The organism is Novosphingobium sp. BL-A-41-Hi4B-X5A, from assembly GCF_055521705.1.
In genome coordinates this window covers 303,501-319,575 of sequence record NZ_JBVFVT010000002.1, presented here as the reverse complement: position 1 = coordinate 319,575, position 16,075 = coordinate 303,501, and the positions used below count along the sequence as shown (strand labels likewise).

Annotated in this window: 13 protein-coding genes; 5 read left to right on the top strand and 8 right to left on the bottom strand. The window is 64.4% G+C overall.

Annotation, left to right across the window (positions count from 1 at the left end; all coding sequences use genetic code 11):
• Nucleotides 1-5: 5 nt before the first annotated feature.
• Together ACZ1JY_RS17235 and ACZ1JY_RS17230 are read left to right on the top strand one after the other, a co-directional pair.
• Nucleotides 6-1,085 carry an alpha/beta hydrolase gene (locus tag ACZ1JY_RS17235; RefSeq protein ID WP_465131473.1) on the top strand — a complete coding sequence of 360 codons (1,080 nt, stop codon included), beginning with the start codon at nt 6-8 and terminating at the stop codon, nt 1,083-1,085.
• Nucleotides 1,085-2,980, top strand: a complete 1,896-nt coding sequence (locus ACZ1JY_RS17230; RefSeq protein WP_465131561.1) for an NPCBM/NEW2 domain-containing protein — start codon at nt 1,085-1,087, stop codon at nt 2,978-2,980. The genes ACZ1JY_RS17235 and ACZ1JY_RS17230 overlap by 1 nt, the downstream gene beginning before the upstream one ends.
• A 2-nt stretch (nt 2,981-2,982) precedes the next feature.
• Here the strand turns inward: ACZ1JY_RS17230 and ACZ1JY_RS17225 are convergent, their stop codons facing one another.
• Together ACZ1JY_RS17225 and ACZ1JY_RS17220 are read right to left on the bottom strand one after the other, a co-directional pair.
• Complete coding sequence (locus ACZ1JY_RS17225; protein WP_465131472.1) at nt 2,983-3,285, bottom strand: hypothetical protein; 303 nt, start codon at nt 3,283-3,285, stop codon at nt 2,983-2,985.
• A 245-nt stretch (nt 3,286-3,530) separates the two neighbouring features.
• Nucleotides 3,531-3,797, bottom strand: coding sequence for a GIY-YIG nuclease family protein (locus tag ACZ1JY_RS17220; RefSeq protein WP_465131471.1), 267 nt, complete (start codon nt 3,795-3,797; stop codon nt 3,531-3,533).
• Nucleotides 3,798-4,057: 260 nt separating this feature from the next.
• Between ACZ1JY_RS17220 and ACZ1JY_RS17215 the strand changes: the two genes are divergently transcribed.
• Nucleotides 4,058-4,402: a hypothetical protein gene (locus ACZ1JY_RS17215; RefSeq protein ID WP_465131470.1), complete on the top strand. Its 345-nt coding sequence runs from the start codon at nt 4,058-4,060 to the stop codon at nt 4,400-4,402.
• 216 nt (nt 4,403-4,618) lie between these two features.
• Here the strand turns inward: ACZ1JY_RS17215 and ACZ1JY_RS17210 are convergent, their stop codons facing one another.
• Together ACZ1JY_RS17210 and ACZ1JY_RS17205 are read right to left on the bottom strand one after the other, a co-directional pair.
• The gene (locus ACZ1JY_RS17210; protein ID WP_465131469.1) at nt 4,619-6,199 is read right to left on the bottom strand and encodes an alpha-N-arabinofuranosidase; all 1,581 of its coding nucleotides are present in this window, start codon (nt 6,197-6,199) and stop codon (nt 4,619-4,621) included.
• 67 nt (nt 6,200-6,266) lie between these two features.
• Complete coding sequence (locus tag ACZ1JY_RS17205) at nt 6,267-7,682, bottom strand: sugar porter family MFS transporter (RefSeq protein ID WP_118075246.1); 1,416 nt, start codon at nt 7,680-7,682, stop codon at nt 6,267-6,269.
• 257 nt (nt 7,683-7,939) lie between these two features.
• Between ACZ1JY_RS17205 and ACZ1JY_RS17200 the strand changes: the two genes are divergently transcribed.
• Nucleotides 7,940-8,992 carry a LacI family DNA-binding transcriptional regulator gene (locus tag ACZ1JY_RS17200; protein ID WP_465131468.1) on the top strand — a complete coding sequence of 351 codons (1,053 nt, stop codon included), beginning with the start codon at nt 7,940-7,942 and terminating at the stop codon, nt 8,990-8,992.
• Here the strand turns inward: ACZ1JY_RS17200 and ACZ1JY_RS17195 are convergent, their stop codons facing one another.
• From ACZ1JY_RS17195 to ACZ1JY_RS17180, 4 genes are read right to left on the bottom strand one after another with little or no spacing between them, the layout of a single operon-like run.
• The gene (locus ACZ1JY_RS17195) at nt 8,993-10,894 is read right to left on the bottom strand and encodes a sialate O-acetylesterase (RefSeq protein ID WP_465131467.1); all 1,902 of its coding nucleotides are present in this window, start codon (nt 10,892-10,894) and stop codon (nt 8,993-8,995) included.
• On the bottom strand, nt 10,894-11,775 hold the full coding sequence (locus ACZ1JY_RS17190) for an SMP-30/gluconolactonase/LRE family protein (RefSeq protein WP_465131466.1): 882 nt from the start codon (nt 11,773-11,775) through the stop codon (nt 10,894-10,896). Before ACZ1JY_RS17190 ends, ACZ1JY_RS17195 begins: the two co-directional genes overlap by 1 nt.
• The gene (locus ACZ1JY_RS17185) at nt 11,775-12,533 is read right to left on the bottom strand and encodes an SDR family NAD(P)-dependent oxidoreductase (protein WP_465131560.1); all 759 of its coding nucleotides are present in this window, start codon (nt 12,531-12,533) and stop codon (nt 11,775-11,777) included. Before ACZ1JY_RS17185 ends, ACZ1JY_RS17190 begins: the two co-directional genes overlap by 1 nt.
• A gap of 54 nt (nt 12,534-12,587) precedes the next feature.
• Nucleotides 12,588-13,712 (bottom strand): fumarylacetoacetate hydrolase family protein, encoded by a 1,125-nt coding sequence (locus ACZ1JY_RS17180; protein WP_465131465.1) that lies wholly within the window; start codon nt 13,710-13,712, stop codon nt 12,588-12,590.
• A gap of 198 nt (nt 13,713-13,910) precedes the next feature.
• On the opposite strand from ACZ1JY_RS17180, the gene ACZ1JY_RS17175 reads away from it, so the two are divergent.
• Complete coding sequence (locus tag ACZ1JY_RS17175) at nt 13,911-16,010, top strand: alpha-glucuronidase family glycosyl hydrolase (RefSeq protein ID WP_465131464.1); 2,100 nt, start codon at nt 13,911-13,913, stop codon at nt 16,008-16,010.
• Nucleotides 16,011-16,075: the final 65 nt, after the last annotated feature.

Here is a 16,075-nt window from a genome sequence, read left to right as displayed (position 1 = left end):
GACTGATGCGCATCCTGCCTTTGCTGACCGCTTCCGCCCTTGCAATGGGAGCGCTACCTTGCGCCTCTGGCGCCTATGCGCAGGTCGAAACACCTGCTCCAACCGTCGTGCCCGGTGCCCCCAAGGCTACTGTCCAGAAAATCACGGTCCACGCCAAGGCCCTCGAAGGTTCGCTTGAGGGCGACAGCGCCGATCGCGACGTGTTTGTCGTCCTGCCGCCAAGCTACGCGAAGAATCCGAAAGGGCGTTACCCGGTCGTCTATGCGCTCCACGGCTACTCCATCGGCGCGGCACAGTGGATGGGCGAAATCCACGTGCCGCAGGTAATCGAGGGCGGCATGGCCCAAGGCGCGCGCGAGATGATCTTCGTCTTCCCCGACAGCAAGACGGTGCACAACGGCTCGATGTATTCCTCGTCCGCCACCACCGGCGATTTCGAGACCTTCATCGCCCGCGATCTCGTGAGCTATATCGATAGCCACTATCGCACCCTGCCCACGCGCGAAAGCCGCGGCCTCGTCGGCCATTCCATGGGCGGCTATGGCGCCACGCGCATCGGCATCAAGCATGCCGACGTGTTCGGCGCGCTCTACCTGATGAGCCCGTGCTGCCTCTCGGCGCGTGGCCTGTTCGGCGTCACGCCCGAGGCGATGAAGGCCTACGCCGCGATGAAAAGCCCGGCAGACTCGGCAAATCTGCAATGGGCGCAGCGCGGCACTCTGGCTGCCGCCGCCGCATGGTCTCCCAACCCGAAGAACCCGCCGCTCTATCTCGACCTGCCGCTCACCGCTGACGGCAAGACCCGCGACGATGTCATGGCGAAGTGGGCCGCCAACGCCCCGCTGTCGTTCGTTGACCAGTACATCCCCAACCTGCGCCGCTATGCCGCCATCGCCATGGACGTGGGCGACAAGGACGGTCTCAAGACCGACACCGAAACCCTGCACAAGGTGCTCGAGACCTACGGCATCGCCAACAGCTTCACCCTGTACGAAGGCGATCACACCAACCGCGTCGCCTTCCGCTTTCAGGAGCAGGTTGTACCCTTCTTCAGCCAGCACCTGTCGTTCGGAGCAGGCAAGTGATGCGCCTTGCCTCTGCCGCCCTGCTCGCCGCTACTGCGCTCGCTACCCCTGCCCATGCCGCCGACAAGCCGCTTGAAGCCAAGGGCGAATGGAGCGTCACCACGCGCGGATCAGCCCCCCTGCCGCCTATGGGCTGGAACAGCTGGAACGCCTTCGGCACCGATATCGACGAGGAGAAGGTCATCGCCTCGGCGCAGCTGATCGTCGACTCCGGCCTTGCCGCCAAGGGCTATCGCTACGTCAACATCGACGATGGCTGGTGGGCCAGGCGCCGGCAAGCTGATGGTCGCGTGCTGATCCGCACCGACAATTTCCCCTCGGCCCGCACCGCTGATGGCAACACCAGCTTCCGCCCCTTCACTGATCGCCTCCACGCCATGGGCCTGAAGGCGGGCATCTACAGCGAAATCGGGCGCAACAGCTGCGGCCAGATCTATGGCGATCCCACCGGCCCCGGCCAGCCCGCCGGCACCATGGCCGAACGCGAGATCGGCCTTTACGGCCACATCGACCAGGACATCGCGCTCTACTTCGGCGAATGGAACTTTGACTACATCAAGGTCGATGGCTGCGGCATTCGCGCACTCGCCGCTGATAGCCCGCAGGTCAAATCCGGCCGGTTGCGCGCGCTCGATCCGCTGATCGACTACGATACCATCCCCCGCACCAACATCCCTGCGGTGAAGGACCTGTTCGCGCAAGTCGGCCAGGCACTGTCGCGCAACAAGCCGGGCAACGACTTTGTCCTGTCGATCTGCCTGTGGGGCTCGGCCGACGTCCGCTCGTGGGCGCGCACCCTCGGCAACCTTTCGCGCACCAGCGAGGACATCTCCCCCAACTGGGAGCGGATGCTGCACAATCTCGATTCGGCATCGCGGCGGGAACTCTATGCCAAGCCCAACAGCTGGAACGATCCCGACATGCTGTTCATCGGCAGCGGCGAGTTCGATGATGCGCATCTGACCGAAGCCCGCTCGCACATGGCGCTCTGGGCCATGCTCAACGCCCCGCTGATCATCGGCTTCGATCTGCGCAAGGCCTCGCCCGCGATGATGGGCGTGCTCGGCAACGCGCAAGTTGTTGCGCTCAATCAGGATGCCGCCGCGCATCAGGCCGTTCTCGCCTACGATGGCGATTCGGTGCAGATCTTCGTCAAGACGCTGGCCGATGGCACCAAGGCGGTCGCCCTGTTCAACCGCACTGGCAGCCCGATCGACGTCAAGCTGATCGCGTCCCACCTCAAATACCGCGCCGATCAGCCGATCACCCTGAGCAACTTGTGGGACGGCGGCACAAAGTCCTTCACGGGCGAAATGCCGGTCCACCTCGACCGCCACCAGACCCTGCTGTTCAAGGCCACGGGCACGCGCGAGCGTGCACAGGGCCTATACCTGTCAGAACAGCCCAGCAACGTGAACCCGGCGGTGGACGGCGTTGTCTATCCCATGGCCGATCCAATGGTCTACCGCGGCCTCCTGCCGTGGCGCTCGACCAAGGCCGATGGCGAACACCCCGTCTACGGCGGCTGGGGCGGCGCCCGTGCTGACGCCACGCCCTTCGCCCAGACCCCGAAGATCGCGGGCAAGACCTATCACAACGCCATCGGCACCTTGGCCAATTCGCGCCTCGAAGTCCGCAACACAGGCTTTGCGACATTCACCACCCTCGCCGGCATCGACGATTCCACCGCCGATCCCACCGCCCGCGTCCGCTTCTCGGTCCACGCCGATGGCAAGCTGCTGAAGCAGACCGGATGGCTCAAACCCGGCGACGCCCCCGCCGCCATCGCCGTGCCGGTAAAGGGTGCGAAGATCGTCGAACTCGTCGCCGAAGGAAACCGCCCGGAGATGCAGAACGTAGCGGTCGATTGGGCTGACGCGGCGCTGGATCGGTAAGCCTACCGCCGCAGCACGCGCCAAGCCCTGATAGCGCCCAGCGTCACTATCGCCCAAAAGGCAAGATCGGCAACAAACGGACCGGGCCGGAAGTGATCCTCCGGCCCGATCTGGTGCGGCACCGAAGTCTCGCCACTGTCCGCCAGAAACGGCGCCGGCCATCCCGCCACCTCGCGCGGCAACCAGTTCTGCTGAAGCGGGCCTTCCAGCCCATACATCGCGCGCTCGTCGGACTCAGGGTGAATCAGCGCGCTTGTGCAGGTCAGGAGCATGGCGGCAGTGGCAACGAGGATCGGTCTCAGCATCTGAGCCAGAACGCGGCAGCATACGTAACGTGCCGCCAAACCTGTTCCATCTCCTCCGTCGCCCCGTGTTCAGCGCGGGGCGACGGTCAGGACGTCGGCATTGGAGCGCTATGGCAGAAGGGATCTTGCGAGCCGAAAGGAGGCTTTCGGCAAACAACGCGATTGCGGACGCTCGCACCCTTTCCCACACCCCCTCTGCCGTCACCCCGGGCTTGACCCGGGGTCCCGCTTTCTCTCCGCGCAAGCTATCCGATGATCACATCGTAGAGATCCTGCCAGTCAGGATTGCCGCGCTCGATCAGGTCGAACTTGAACGCTCTGCGCCAGCGTTTCACCCGCTTTTCGTGCGCTATGCAGTCTTCGATCCGGTCACCGCGTTCTGCCCAGACCAATCGCTTCAAACCATAGCGGGCACAGAAGTCCGAGCCCCGGTCCTCGCGATGCTGGTGGATGCGCGCCGCAAGGTGCGAGGTGACACCTAAGTACATCGCGCCTCGGTAGCGGTCGGCCATGATGAAGACCCAACCACCGAGCCTGACCCTGTCCGTGGCGTGAGGAGAAAGAAAGCGGGACCCCGGGTCAAGCCCGGGGTGACGGTATTGGTGCGGTTATGGACGCAACAGGAGCAATCCACCCTTTCCCGGCCATGAGCAGGAACCAACTGCGATCTTGAAACCTGCCGGGCAGCTTCGACGGATTTTTCGCCAGAAGCGGCATTTCCCAGAGCGACGCCATTGCAGACAAGATGAGCTAATTTGCGTAAACGCATAGCATGGACGCAGTTTTCGACATTCTTTGGTGGCTCTGGTGTCCCGTGGCGGCGTTATTGGTTCAGGCGGTCGCCATTCGTCTGTATCGTCCGAGAAACGCCGTTCAAGAAACAACAGTTGGATGCTTAGCCTGGCTCGGCAGCTTCGCCGGTGCGATGCTGTTTGTCTCTTGGTCAGGAATGCAGCTTTATGGGTTCCATTCAGACGATGCATGGAGCTGGGCTGGCTGGTTCGTGCTGTTCATCTCACCTTTTGGACTTCCACTGCTCTTCGGCGCACCAGTGGTGTTTATTCTGAAGACTCTCCTAGCTTGGTGGAAGGCAGTTACAATCGCTCGCCGCCGTTAGCGACCGCTCACCTCCCCATTCCAGTCATTCGGGCAATCAAGACTACACCCAAAAACCCGCCGTCACCCCGGGCTTGACGCGCAGTCCCGCCTCTCCTCCCACACCCCTGCCCAAAGCAAAAAACGGCCCGGAAAGCGCGTCGCCTTCCGGGCCGTTCAGGTATTGCAGCAGCCTCATGGAGGGAGGTGCGAGACCGCCGCAGGGCACCTCTTCAGATCACTTCGATACCTTCACCACCGTCACCGAGCGCGGCGGCAGGGTGATCGTCACACCACCACCCGCTGCCTTGCCGCTGATCGCCTTTGGCGCGACGACCGATGGCGCGGCGAAGGTGTTGACGCTGTCCACCTTGGGCGCGGTCAGCACCTCACCGCTGGCAGTGCGGAAGCCGGGGATCGTCACGCTGGTGCCCGCATCGGGATCGACATTGACGAGCGAGACCCACACCTGCCCGCTCTTGTCCTTGGCCGCCATCGCATCGACGCGCGGCAGCTTGCGGTCACCCACCGTCAGTTCGCCAGCGGCAAACTTCACCGGAGCGAACTGTGCATCCTGGAACGGAACGTACATCTTGAACACGTGATAGGTCGGCGTCAGCACCATCTTGCTGCCATCGGTCAGGATCATGGCCTGCAGCACGTTGACCATCTGTGCGATGTTGGCGATCTTCACCCGGTCCGCATGGCGCGCAAAGATGTTGAGGTTGAGCGCCGCCAGGATGCCATCCCGCAACGAGTTCTGTTGCTGCAGGAACCCCGGATTGCTGCCCGGCGTGGGCGAAAGCCACGCGCCCCATTCGTCCACCGCAATCAGCAGCTTCTTGTCGGGATCGTACTTGTCCATGATCGCGCTCTGCTTGGCGATCAGGCTGTCCATCTTCAGCGTTTCGCCGATGATGATCGCATATTCGTCATTGCCGAAGCCAGTGGCCGGCAGGTGCGGTGGCCAGCCCCCGGTGGTGTAGTTGTGCAGCGATACACCCTCGATATCCCAGGAATAGACGTGGTCCTTCCACGCCTTCATCACTTCCTCGGTGTAATCGAGCTTGTTGCCGTCCCAGCCCACGGCGATGCGCTTCATCTTGTCCTTTTCACGCTGCGCCGGATTGAAGTTGCGCGTGAAGTTGGCAAAGCGCTTCATTTCCTCGACGTAGTGCTCGGCCGACATCGCGCCGCCGCAGCCCCAGTTCTCGTTGCCGAGGCCGAGGATCGGCACCTTCCACGGCGCCGGATGGCCATTGGCGGCACGCTCCTTGGCCAGCGTGGTGTCCTTCTCGGCGGTCATGTACTCGATCCACGCCGAAGCTTCCGCCGCCGTGCCCGAACCGATGTTCACCGAGATATAGGCCTCGGAGCCGATCTGCTCGGCAAAATCCATGAACTCGTGCGTCCCGAATGCGTTGGACTCCGGCACGCCGCCCCAGTTGGTGTTGATCTGCACGCGGCGCTTGTCGGCAGGGCCGATACCGTCGCGCCAGTGGTATTCGTCGGCAAAGCAGCCACCCGGCCAGCGCACGTTGGGCACCTTCAGCGCCTTGAGCGCAGTGACGACGTCGCTGCGAATGCCGCGCACGTTGGGGATGGGCGAATCCTTGCCGACCCACACACCGCCGTAGATCCCGGTGCCAAGATGCTCGGCAAACTGCCCGAAGATGTGCTTGTCGATGACCGGCCCAGTCGTGGCGGTATCGACAGCAACTTCGACCGACGCGTCCTTCGCCAAGACGGGCGTACCCAGCCCGGCGGCAAACGTCGCCACCAGCAGCGCGTTACGGAATCTCTTGGCAACGGACGTCATCGACTTGGCTCTCCTCTTGCGCCGGGGGCCGTTCGCGCCCCCGGTCGTATGCTCTGGCGTCAGCGGATCAGTGCCCGCCCCAGCCTTCCATCTGCTCCAGTTCCTTGCCCTTGGTCTCGGGCAGGAAGGCCTTGACCAGCCACAGGCTCACCGCTGCACTCATGGTGTAGAGCAAGTAAGTCTCGGCAAGGCCGAGGCCGCTCGCCATGGCGGGGAAGCTCTGCACCACTGCATAGTTCGCACCCCACTGCGCCAGGCCGCACACCGCCAGAGCCGATCCGCGCAGCTGGTTGGGGAACATCTCGCCCAGCATGACCCACATCACCGGACCCCAGCTGACATTGAAGAAGATGACGTAGATGTTGGCCGCAATCACCGCGATCATGCCCAGCGACGGGTCCATCTGCAGGGCTCCTGCCGCATCGAGCGTCCCTTGCGAAAACGCCCAGCTCATCGCACCCAGCGAAAGCGTCATGCCCGCAGAACCGGCCAGCAGGAGCGGCTTGCGGCCCACCTTGTCGACCAGCGCCATCGTGATGAAGCACGCCGCGATCGAGACCACGCCCGAGATGATGTTGCGTTCGAGCGCCGCCTTTTCCGAAACGCCCGCCAGCTTCCACAGCGTCTCGCCGTAATAGAAGATCACGTTGATGCCGACGAACTGCTGGAACACGGCAATGATCAGGCCTGCCCACACGATCGGTCGCAGGATCGTGCCGGGTGCCAGCACGTCGGCAAGGCGCGGGCGGTGATCGTCGGCAAAGGACGCACGGATTTCCTCGACCTTGCGGTTCGCCTCGGTCTCGCCGAAAATGCGGGTAAGAACGCCGCGCGCATCAGCCTCGCGGCCGCTGCCGACCAGATAGCGCGGGCTTTCCGGAATGAACTGCAGCGCCACCAGAAACACCACCGCCGGCACGGCCTGCGCCAGGTACATCCAGCGCCACGCCGGAACGCCCGCCAGCTCTCCCAGCGAATCCCCGGCCTGCTGCGCCAGCACATAGTTGACGACGAATGCCGCGGTCAGCCCGGTAATGATCATCACCTGCTGCACGCTGGTCAGACGCCCGCGGATCGCCGCGGGGGCCACTTCGGAAATATAGGCCGGGGAAAGCACGCTCGCTGCGCCCACTGCCATGCCGCCCAGGAAGCGGAAGATCACGAAGAGGGCGTGGTTCGCGGTAATCCCTTGCACCAGCGCGCCGACCAGGAACAGGACTGCCGCCAGCACCATGATGCGCTTGCGGCCGAACCGATCGGCCATGCGCCCCGCAAGGAACGCCCCCGCCGCGCACCCCACCAGCAGCGAGCCGACCGTAAAGCCAAGGCCATTGTCATCGAGCGCGAAAGCCGCCTTGAGGCCGGCCTGCGTCCCGTTCACCGCGCCGCTGTCGTACCCGAACAGCAATCCGCCGATTGTCGCCACCGAGACGATGGCGCCGACAAGCGCCATGTTGACCCGGTCCTGCTGCACTGCAGCCATTTCCCTCTCCCAACTCGTTGAACAGGGCCGGACATTGCCATGCGCGCGGCATAGCGTCGACGGCCATGTTTACGTTCTCACCAGTTATCCCGGCCGATATGCTCCGGCCCCGCCGTCAGTTCTTGATAGCGCTACCTATCTACCGCAAGCGCCTGTCGGTGCAAGCACGAATTGCGTTTAAGTCTGTTTTATTCGAAATGCGCCTTGCCAAGTCTGTTCGCCACCGTCAGGACTTCGCCAACGGGAGCCTTTGGACCATGAACGATACCCGATCGCGCCGCAGTGCCGGCCGGCCAACCGTCAACGATGTCGCGCGCCTTGCACAATGCTCGCCGATGACAGTCAGTCGCGTGGTCAATGGCGGGGCCGGCGTACGCGAAGAGACAAAGGCGGCCGTCGAAGCGGCGATCAAGCAGCTGGGCTATGCCCCGAACCGTGCCGCACGCAGCCTTGCCGGCGCGTCGCAACTGCGCATTGCCCTGCTCTATGCCAACCCTTCGGCTTCCTATCTCAGCGAACTGCTGATAGGTTGCATGGATGCCGCGACCCGGCTCGATGCCCACCTCATGGTCGAACGGTGCGAGCCTGAGACCGACCAGTCGAAGATGATCGCGCGCCTTGTCGAAAGCGCTGTGGACGGTTTTCTGCTGCCGCCCCCGCTCTGTGATGATACCGCGCTGCTTGCCCGCCTGCGCCGCGCCGGGACGCATGCCGTCCTGATCGGGCCGGGTCAGGCAGAGGCGCACCATGGCGTCGTCATGATCGACGATTACCAGGCCGCCTATGACATGACGAAGCACATCCTCAGCCTCGGCCACAAGCGGATCGGCTTCATTATCGGCAATCCGCAGCAATCGGCCAGCGCCCTGCGCCTCGCCGGTTTCCGCGATGCCATGGCCGAAAGCGGTGCAACCGTAGACGCGGCGCTGATCCGCCAGGGCCAGTTCACTTATCGCTCCGGCCTCGATGCGGCGATGGAAATGCTGGCGCTGCCCGAACGTCCGACCGCGATCTTCGCCTCGAACGACGATATGGCCGCAGGCTGCGTCGCCGCTGCGCATCGCAACGATCTCGAAGTCCCGCACGATCTTACCGTATGCGGATTTGACGATACCGCATTTGCCTCGAACATCTGGCCGGAACTTACCACGATCCGCCAACCGATCCGGCAGATGGCAGCGACCGCGACCGATCTGCTCGCGCAGGAAATCCGCGCGGAGCGGGCATCGGAAAAGGCCAGGCCGCGCCTTGCCACGCTTGATTACGAACTGGTGCGCCGCGAATCCGACGCAGCCCCGCCACAAGGTTGATCAGTTTGCCACCACTGCCATTTCGAAGCCTGGTACGGCCTGCGAACGCCCGTCGAACAGGTTGACCACCGGACTATCGGCCCAGCCATAGCGGACTTTCGCCGCCGGCTTGCCATCGGTTGCCAGCACCACCGCATCGCCATCAACGCGGCCCGGTGCGAACCGGCAAGCGCCGGCGGCGTCGCACAGTTCGAAGCTGATCGCGGCGTCAGAACTCCAGGCGTGAAGCCCACCCTCGACGCCGCTGAACGTGACCCGCACCGCGTTGGCTTCCGCCTTTGCCGCAATTGGCATCGGCAGAGCCTTGCCTTGCGCGCCCATCGCAAGGCGCTGCGCAACCAGCAGCTTGTTTGACGGGTGAATGTCCGTCCGCTCGCCAAGATCGATGGCCGTCGCAAGGAACGCCTTCGGATCGTCGACAACGATCTGCCGCTGCACATCCCGCGTTTGCGCCCAGCCGCTTTCAACCGGCTTGTCCGACGCCGGACCATAATTCGCAAGCTGCACGATGCCGACCTTCAGCTCCTGGCCGAACCGCGCGCGCCATCCGGCAATCAGCGCCTTCATCCGGCGCGCATAGTCCGCCGTGTCGACGTCGCTCTCGCCCTGATACCAGGCCGCGCCATCCATCGCGAAGTGCCCGAGCGGGGCGATCATGCGATTGTGCATCAGCCCGATGCCGGCATTTGCATCCCACGGCGCGCGCGGCGGGTAGGTCCTGGTCGGCGCAATGGCATAGCGCCAACCCTCGCCCAGCGGCATCTTCTCGCCACTCGCCTGCGTCAGGAACAGCCGGTCCGCCGAACTGGCAAAGCCGCCGTTGCCATAAGTGTTGGTCACGGCGATCATGATCTCGTTCACGCCAGCCTTCAGGAACCTGGGCGGCACCGCATAGGCGCGCTCCTCGTCCCAGCCGAAGGTGTTGCCCACGGCTTGACCGTTGACGAAGGTCATGTCCATGTCATCGAGCACGCCCAGCGCCAGCGTGACGCCCGCCTTGGCCTGCGCTGCCGAAAGCGTCACCTGCCTCCGCATCCAGACGGTGCCGGTGGGCTTGGCCGCCAGAGGCGTCTTGTCCCAGCCCAGCCAGCCCTCGATCGCCGGAACAGACTGCCACGGCAGTTCATCGGGCTTGAGCCATGGCTTGGCGCCCGCGGTTTCACCCGCATACCACGCTGTCCAGCGCGGCGTGAATTGCGTTACCGCCGCCAGCCTGTCCTTCGCGAACAATGCCAGCAGCGCCATCTCCTGCGCCCCACCAATCTCGGCCCCGGCGGCCGGATCAAGCCATGGCGTCACCTTGGAACCGCCCCAGCTGGCGTGTACCGCACCAATCGGCACGCCACGCACCCGGCGCAATTCCCGCGCCATGAACCAGCACACTGCGGAAAAGCCGCCGCTCGTCTCCGGCCCGGAAACCGCCCAGCGCGTGTCCTTGCCGAATTCGCGCTCGGGCAGGTAGGACATCGCCTTCGGCACCTGCAGCAGCCGCAGTGCCGGATCGGCCGACATCGCCACTTCCATGCCACCGTTCAGCGCGCGCGAAAGCTGGAACTCCATGTTCGACTGGCCCGAACAGAGCCACACGTCACCTACCAGCAGGTCTGAAACGCTCACGGCCTCAGAACCTGAAGTTACTTTGAGGTCGGTCGCTTCGGCCGAAGCCTTGCGCGCCCGGAAGGTCAGCGCAAAGGCACCGTCCGCTCCAGCCTTCGCCTGTGCAGTCTCGTCCCCCAGCGTTCCTGCAACGACCGCCCCCGGCAGTGCCCGCCCTTCGACCACCACCGGCCGATCGCGCTGGATCACCGCGTGATCGCTCCACACTGCACCCAGTTCCAGCGCGGGTGCAGCCATCGCCGGCGCGGATACCCCTGCGCCCAGCAGGACAAACCATGCGCGCATTACGCCCTGAACTCCGCAAGCGGCGCCGCAAACCCCGGCACCGTCACGTCAAAGGCGAACAGGTCCCCCGCCATCGGCTGCGCTGCCAGCGCCTCGTCGTCCAGACCCTTGCGCGCGGTCGTCACGAACGCGGTCTTCAGGTCAGCCCCGCCGAACGCCAGCTTGGTCACATTGGCGACCGGCAGGTCGACCTTCTCGATCAGCTTGCCCTCGGGCGAATAGCGCGCCACGCCCCAGCCGTTCCACAGCCCGGTCCATACGCAGCCTTGCGCATCGCACACCGGCCCATCGGCATAGGCCTCGGGGAAATCGTCTGACACTTGCGCAAATACTTGCGCCGCACCTGCGCTGCCGTCCTCAGCCAGATCGGCGACGAAGATCGTCTTCGCCAGCGTATCGGTGAAATAGAGCTTCGTCCCATCGGGCGACACCGCGGGACCATTGGTGATGCACACCCCGTCCGGCCCCTGCGCCACCACATCGCGGACATGCGCGCGATAGAACCTTCCGCTCGGCGCGTCCTCGTCGTCGTCCATCGAACCGAACCAGACGCGGCCCTGCGCATCTACGCAGGCATCGTTGAGACGGTTGCTCGCCGGCTCCCCGGGAACGTCCGCCACGTGCACGCTCGTGCCCAGCGCCGGGTCGAAAAGGTGCAAGCCGTCCTTCATCCCCGCCAGCAGCTTGCCGCCGATGGCAGGCACCACCCAGCCGACCTGCTCATGCACGCCGAAGCTTTCGTGCCGCCCGGTGGCTGGTTCGAAGCTGTGGATGCGCTTGTTCTTGATGTCGACGAACCACAGGCACTCTCGCGCCGCGTCCCACACCGGCCCTTCGCCCAGCGTGCAGCCAAGCTCCAGAACCCGCCGCACAGCTGTCATCACCGCCATCCCCCGTCGACCCAGTATTCGTGCCCGGTGCAGAACCGCGCATCGTCCGAGGCAAGGAACAGGGCCATCGCCGCGATGTCAACCGGCTGGAGCCGGCCCTTGAGGCACTGCGCCGAGACGATTTCCGCCTCGCCTTCGGGCGTATACCAGCGCATCTGCCGCGCGGTCTGCACATTGCCCGGAATAATCGTGTTCACGCGGATGTTATAGGGCCCAAGCTCGCGCGCCAGGCTGCGGGTCAGGCCTTCGACGCCGGCCTTGGCAATCTGGTAGAGCGCCAGTTCATCCAGCCCGAGATGCCACGATATCGACCCCAGGTTGAGGATCACCCCCCCGCCATTGGCCTTCATGTCGGGCCACACCGCCTGCGAGGCAAAGAACTTGTGCTTGAGGTTCACCGCCATCCGCTCGTCCCAATAGGCCGGGGTGACATCGTCGAGCCCGTGGCGGTCGTCGCTGGCGGCGTTGTTAACCAGCACGTCGCACCCGCCCAGTTCGTCAACCAGAGCAGTCATCGCCGCGCTCAACCCTTCAACGTCGGACACGTCCTGCACCTTCAGCACCGGCACGTGGTGCGCCGAGCCCAGCCGCGTGACCAGTTCCCTTGCGGGATCGTCCTGAATGTCGATGAAGCCCACTTGCGCGCCCTGCAACGCAAATGCCTCGACGATCCCCTCGCCGATGCCGCTCGCGCCGCCAGTCACGATCACGCGTTTGTCGCGCAAGCTGGGGTATCGCGCCGCCATCAGCCGAGGCTCTGCCTGCTGGCCCGCAGCGTGATCGGCAAGAGTATGCGCGGCCATTCAGATCTTCTCCACCAGGCCGCGTGTGGCCAGATTGCGCATGAAGGCGCCAATGCCCAAGGTCCATTTGGGCGCATCGCGCGATGTCGTGACAGTGTTGCTCAACGCGCCGAGCCGATCGGAACGGATCGTCACCACGTCGCCCACCTTGTGGGTAAAGCCGCCGCCCGGCTCGTCACGGTCCTGCACCGGCGCAAACAGCGTGCCACAGAACAGCACGAAGCCATCGGGATAGCTGTGCTCGCTCATCGTCTGGCGCACCAGTTCCAGCGGATCGCGGCTGATCTCGGTCATGCGGTTGGTGCCTTCCATGCGGAAGTTGTCGGTGCCTTCGACCACCAGTTCCACTTCGGCAGCGCGCACGTCGTCGATGCCGAAACCCTCGTCGAACAGGCGGATGAACGGCCCGATTGCACAGGACGCAGTGTTGTCCTTGGCCTTCGACAGCAACAGTGCCGACCGGCCCTCGAAATCGCGCAGGTTCACGTCATTGCCAAGCGTGGCACCAACAACCTCGCCAGTGCCGTCGCAAACCAGCACCACTTCGGGCTCGGGATTGTTCCAGCTCGAATCCGACCGCACGCCGATCAGCGCACCGTGGCCCACGGTCGAAAGCACCGGCGATTTCGAGAACACCTCGGCATCCGGCCCGATCGCGACTTCGAGGTATTGCGACCACATGCCTTGCGCAATCAGAGCAGCCTTGAGCGCCATCGCCTCCTCGCTGCCGGGCACGACGGCGCGGATACCGGCACCCACCGTATCCTCCAGGCCTTTGCGGATATTCGCCGCCGCTGCGGCATCGCCCCGCGCGCGCTCCTCGATCACCCTTTCGATAGCGCTAACGGCAAAGGTCACACCACAGGCCTTCACACACTGCAAGTCTATCGGCGAAAGGAGGGACCAGCCCTCGGGCAAGCCATCCTCGATCGCGCCCAGATCGCTTCCCCCTGCGAAGGTGCGGCGCGCAATCGCGCCCGAAACGGAGCTCGCCACCGCAGTGATGTCGTTGATCCGGCCATTGCGCAAAACGATCACGTGCGGCCCGTCGACCGCTTCGGCCCGACCGATGAACACGCCCTCCGCGTAGTCGCGTGGCAGGCAAGCCGTGAGGCCCAAACCCATCAAAACATCCCCCGGCTTCCCTTTGCCTGATAGCGCTACCTTAGAAGCATGCCGTCGCAAGATCAAGAGTGCCGGGCGGGATTTTCGATTACGCAGATTCCACGGGGTTCGAGCGCGTGCGAACAATTGCAACAGTGACAACGTCATGATACCGCTACCACAAAATGGCCGGAAGGCCTTTGCAATGAGGATGCGGCAATGACACGCCTGCGCGCAACGATCGCTCTGGTCATGGCCGCCATGACTGGCCTTGCCACAAGCCCGGCCCGGGCCGACGATGGCTACAATCTCTGGCTCCGCCCGATCACCGGCACATCATCGGAAATGCGGCTCCCGACAGCAACGGTCGAGGCCCCTCGCCGCTCCCCCACCATTGACCGCGCCGCTGCCGAATTGCGCCGTAGCCTGCCCCGCCTGCCGGCCGCCGTGATGCCTGCTACCGTGATATTGGCCACCAGCAACGCGCCGCAACTCGCCGCGCTTGATCTCGATACGCGGGCGCTCGGCCATGAAGGCTATCTGATTCGCGAAGTCAGGATCGGCAAGCGTGCCGTCATCCTCGTTACCGGCAACAGCGATATCGCTGTGCTCTACGGCGCCTTTGCCCTGCTGCGCCATGTTCGTGCTGGCGGATCGACCGCTGCGATTAATCTCGCCTCCACCCCCGCCATTCCGCTGCGGCTGCTCAACCACTGGGACAACCTCGATGGCTCGGTCGAACGCGGCTATGCCGGGCAATCCTTGTGGGACTGGTGGACCCTACCTGACTTCAAGGACCCGCGCTATGACGATTACGCCCGCGCCAATGCCTCCATCGGCATCAACGGCACGGTGCTCAACAACGTCAATGCCAAGGCCGAGAGCCTCACCGCACCCTATCTGGCGAAGGCCGCCGCGCTGGCCGACGTGTTCCGCCCGTGGGGCATCCGGGTCTATCTGACAGCGCGCTTTACCGCCCCGATCGAACTCGGAGGCCTCAAGACCGCCGATCCGCGCGATCCAGCGGTGGCGGCGTGGTGGCAGGCCAAGGCCGACGAGATCTATCGCGAGATCCCGGATTTCGGTGGCTTTCTGGTCAAGGCCAACAGCGAAGGCCAGCCCGGCCCGCGCGACTATGGCGCCAGCCACGCCGATGGCGCCAACATGCTCGCCGCCGCGCTGCAGCGTCACGGCGGTACCGTACTCTGGCGCGCCTTCGTCTATGCCGACACTGACCCCACTGACCGCGCCAAGCAGGCTTACAGCGAATTCCGGCCGCTCGACGGCAAGTTCGCCCAAAACGTGATCGTGCAGGTCAAGAACGGCCCGATCGATTTCCAGCCACGCGAACCGGCCCACCCATTGTTCGGCGCAATGCCGCGCACGCAGCTTGGCGCCGAATTCCAGATCACCAAGGAATACTTGGGCTTTGCCACCCACCTCGCCTACCTCGGCCCCCTGTTCGAGGAAATGCTCGATACGCAGACCGGCCATGCACCGGATCAGACCGTGGCCACCACGCTCGCGGCGATTGCGGGCGTGGCCAACATCGGACGCGATCGCGATTGGTCGGGCAGTACCTTCAACCAGGCCAACTGGTATGCCTTCGGACGTCTCGCCTGGGACCCGCAACTGCCCTCACAGACAATCGCGCGCGAATGGTCGCGGCAGACTTTCGGCAATGATCCACAGGTCGACGAAACCGTCACCACGATGATGCTGCGCTCGCGCGAGGCGGTCGTCGATTACACCGGCCCGTTCGGTCTTGCCCACCTGTTCGGCACCGATCATCACTATGGCCCCGGCCCGTGGATTGCCGATCTCAAGCGGCCCGAATGGAACGCGGTCTACTATCACCGCGCCGATGCAGCTGGCATCGGTTTTGACCGCACGGCCTCCGGCAGCAACGCCATTGCACAATATGCCCCGGCCATCGCCGAGCGCCTCGCCCGGCCCGAAACCACGCCGCCGCAGTTGCTGCTATGGTTCCACCATCTGCCATGGACCTATCCGCTGCCGGGTGGAGAAACCCTGTGGCATGCCATGGTCCGCCGCTATGATCATGGCGTCGCCGAAGTCGATGCCATGCGCCGCCAATGGGCCACGCTGAAGCCGCACATCGATGCAGAGCGCTGGGCCAAGACCGATGCCTATCTCGGCATTCATGCCCGGGAGGCGCGCTGGTGGCGCGATGCCAGCCTGGCCTACTGGATGTCGATTCACCACTTGCCCCTGCCCGCCGGCTCGCCAGCGCCTGCGCATGACCTTGCGTGGTACAAGGAGCAACGCTTCCCATACGCCCCCGGAGCGCCGCACTAGGCGGCGTGGACAAATTCCACAGCGCCACGGCTGGAGGCAAAAACCGCCAGTTCAAGGAGGGGAGG

What these genes read in the sequence shown, in the direction of transcription:
- ACZ1JY_RS17235 (WP_465131473.1), top strand. Translation starts at nt 6, where the DNA reads ATGCGCATCCTGCCTTTGCTGACCGCTTCCGCCCTTGCAATGGGAGCG.
- ACZ1JY_RS17195 (WP_465131467.1), bottom strand. Translation starts at nt 10,894, where the DNA reads ATGCGCGCATGGTTTGTCCTGCTGGGCGCAGGGGTATCCGCGCCGGCG.
- ACZ1JY_RS17200 (WP_465131468.1), top strand. Translation starts at nt 7,940, where the DNA reads ATGAACGATACCCGATCGCGCCGCAGTGCCGGCCGGCCAACCGTCAAC.
- ACZ1JY_RS17225 (WP_465131472.1), bottom strand. Translation starts at nt 3,285, where the DNA reads ATGCTGAGACCGATCCTCGTTGCCACTGCCGCCATGCTCCTGACCTGC.
- ACZ1JY_RS17210 (WP_465131469.1), bottom strand. Translation starts at nt 6,199, where the DNA reads ATGACGTCCGTTGCCAAGAGATTCCGTAACGCGCTGCTGGTGGCGACG.
- ACZ1JY_RS17215 (WP_465131470.1), top strand. Translation starts at nt 4,058, where the DNA reads ATGGACGCAGTTTTCGACATTCTTTGGTGGCTCTGGTGTCCCGTGGCG.
- ACZ1JY_RS17175 (WP_465131464.1), top strand. Translation starts at nt 13,911, where the DNA reads ATGACACGCCTGCGCGCAACGATCGCTCTGGTCATGGCCGCCATGACT.
- ACZ1JY_RS17190 (WP_465131466.1), bottom strand. Translation starts at nt 11,775, where the DNA reads ATGACAGCTGTGCGGCGGGTTCTGGAGCTTGGCTGCACGCTGGGCGAA.
- ACZ1JY_RS17205 (WP_118075246.1), bottom strand. Translation starts at nt 7,682, where the DNA reads ATGGCTGCAGTGCAGCAGGACCGGGTCAACATGGCGCTTGTCGGCGCC.
- ACZ1JY_RS17180 (WP_465131465.1), bottom strand. Translation starts at nt 13,712, where the DNA reads ATGGGTTTGGGCCTCACGGCTTGCCTGCCACGCGACTACGCGGAGGGC.
- ACZ1JY_RS17230 (WP_465131561.1), top strand. Translation starts at nt 1,085, where the DNA reads ATGCGCCTTGCCTCTGCCGCCCTGCTCGCCGCTACTGCGCTCGCTACC.
- ACZ1JY_RS17220 (WP_465131471.1), bottom strand. Translation starts at nt 3,797, where the DNA reads ATGGCCGACCGCTACCGAGGCGCGATGTACTTAGGTGTCACCTCGCAC.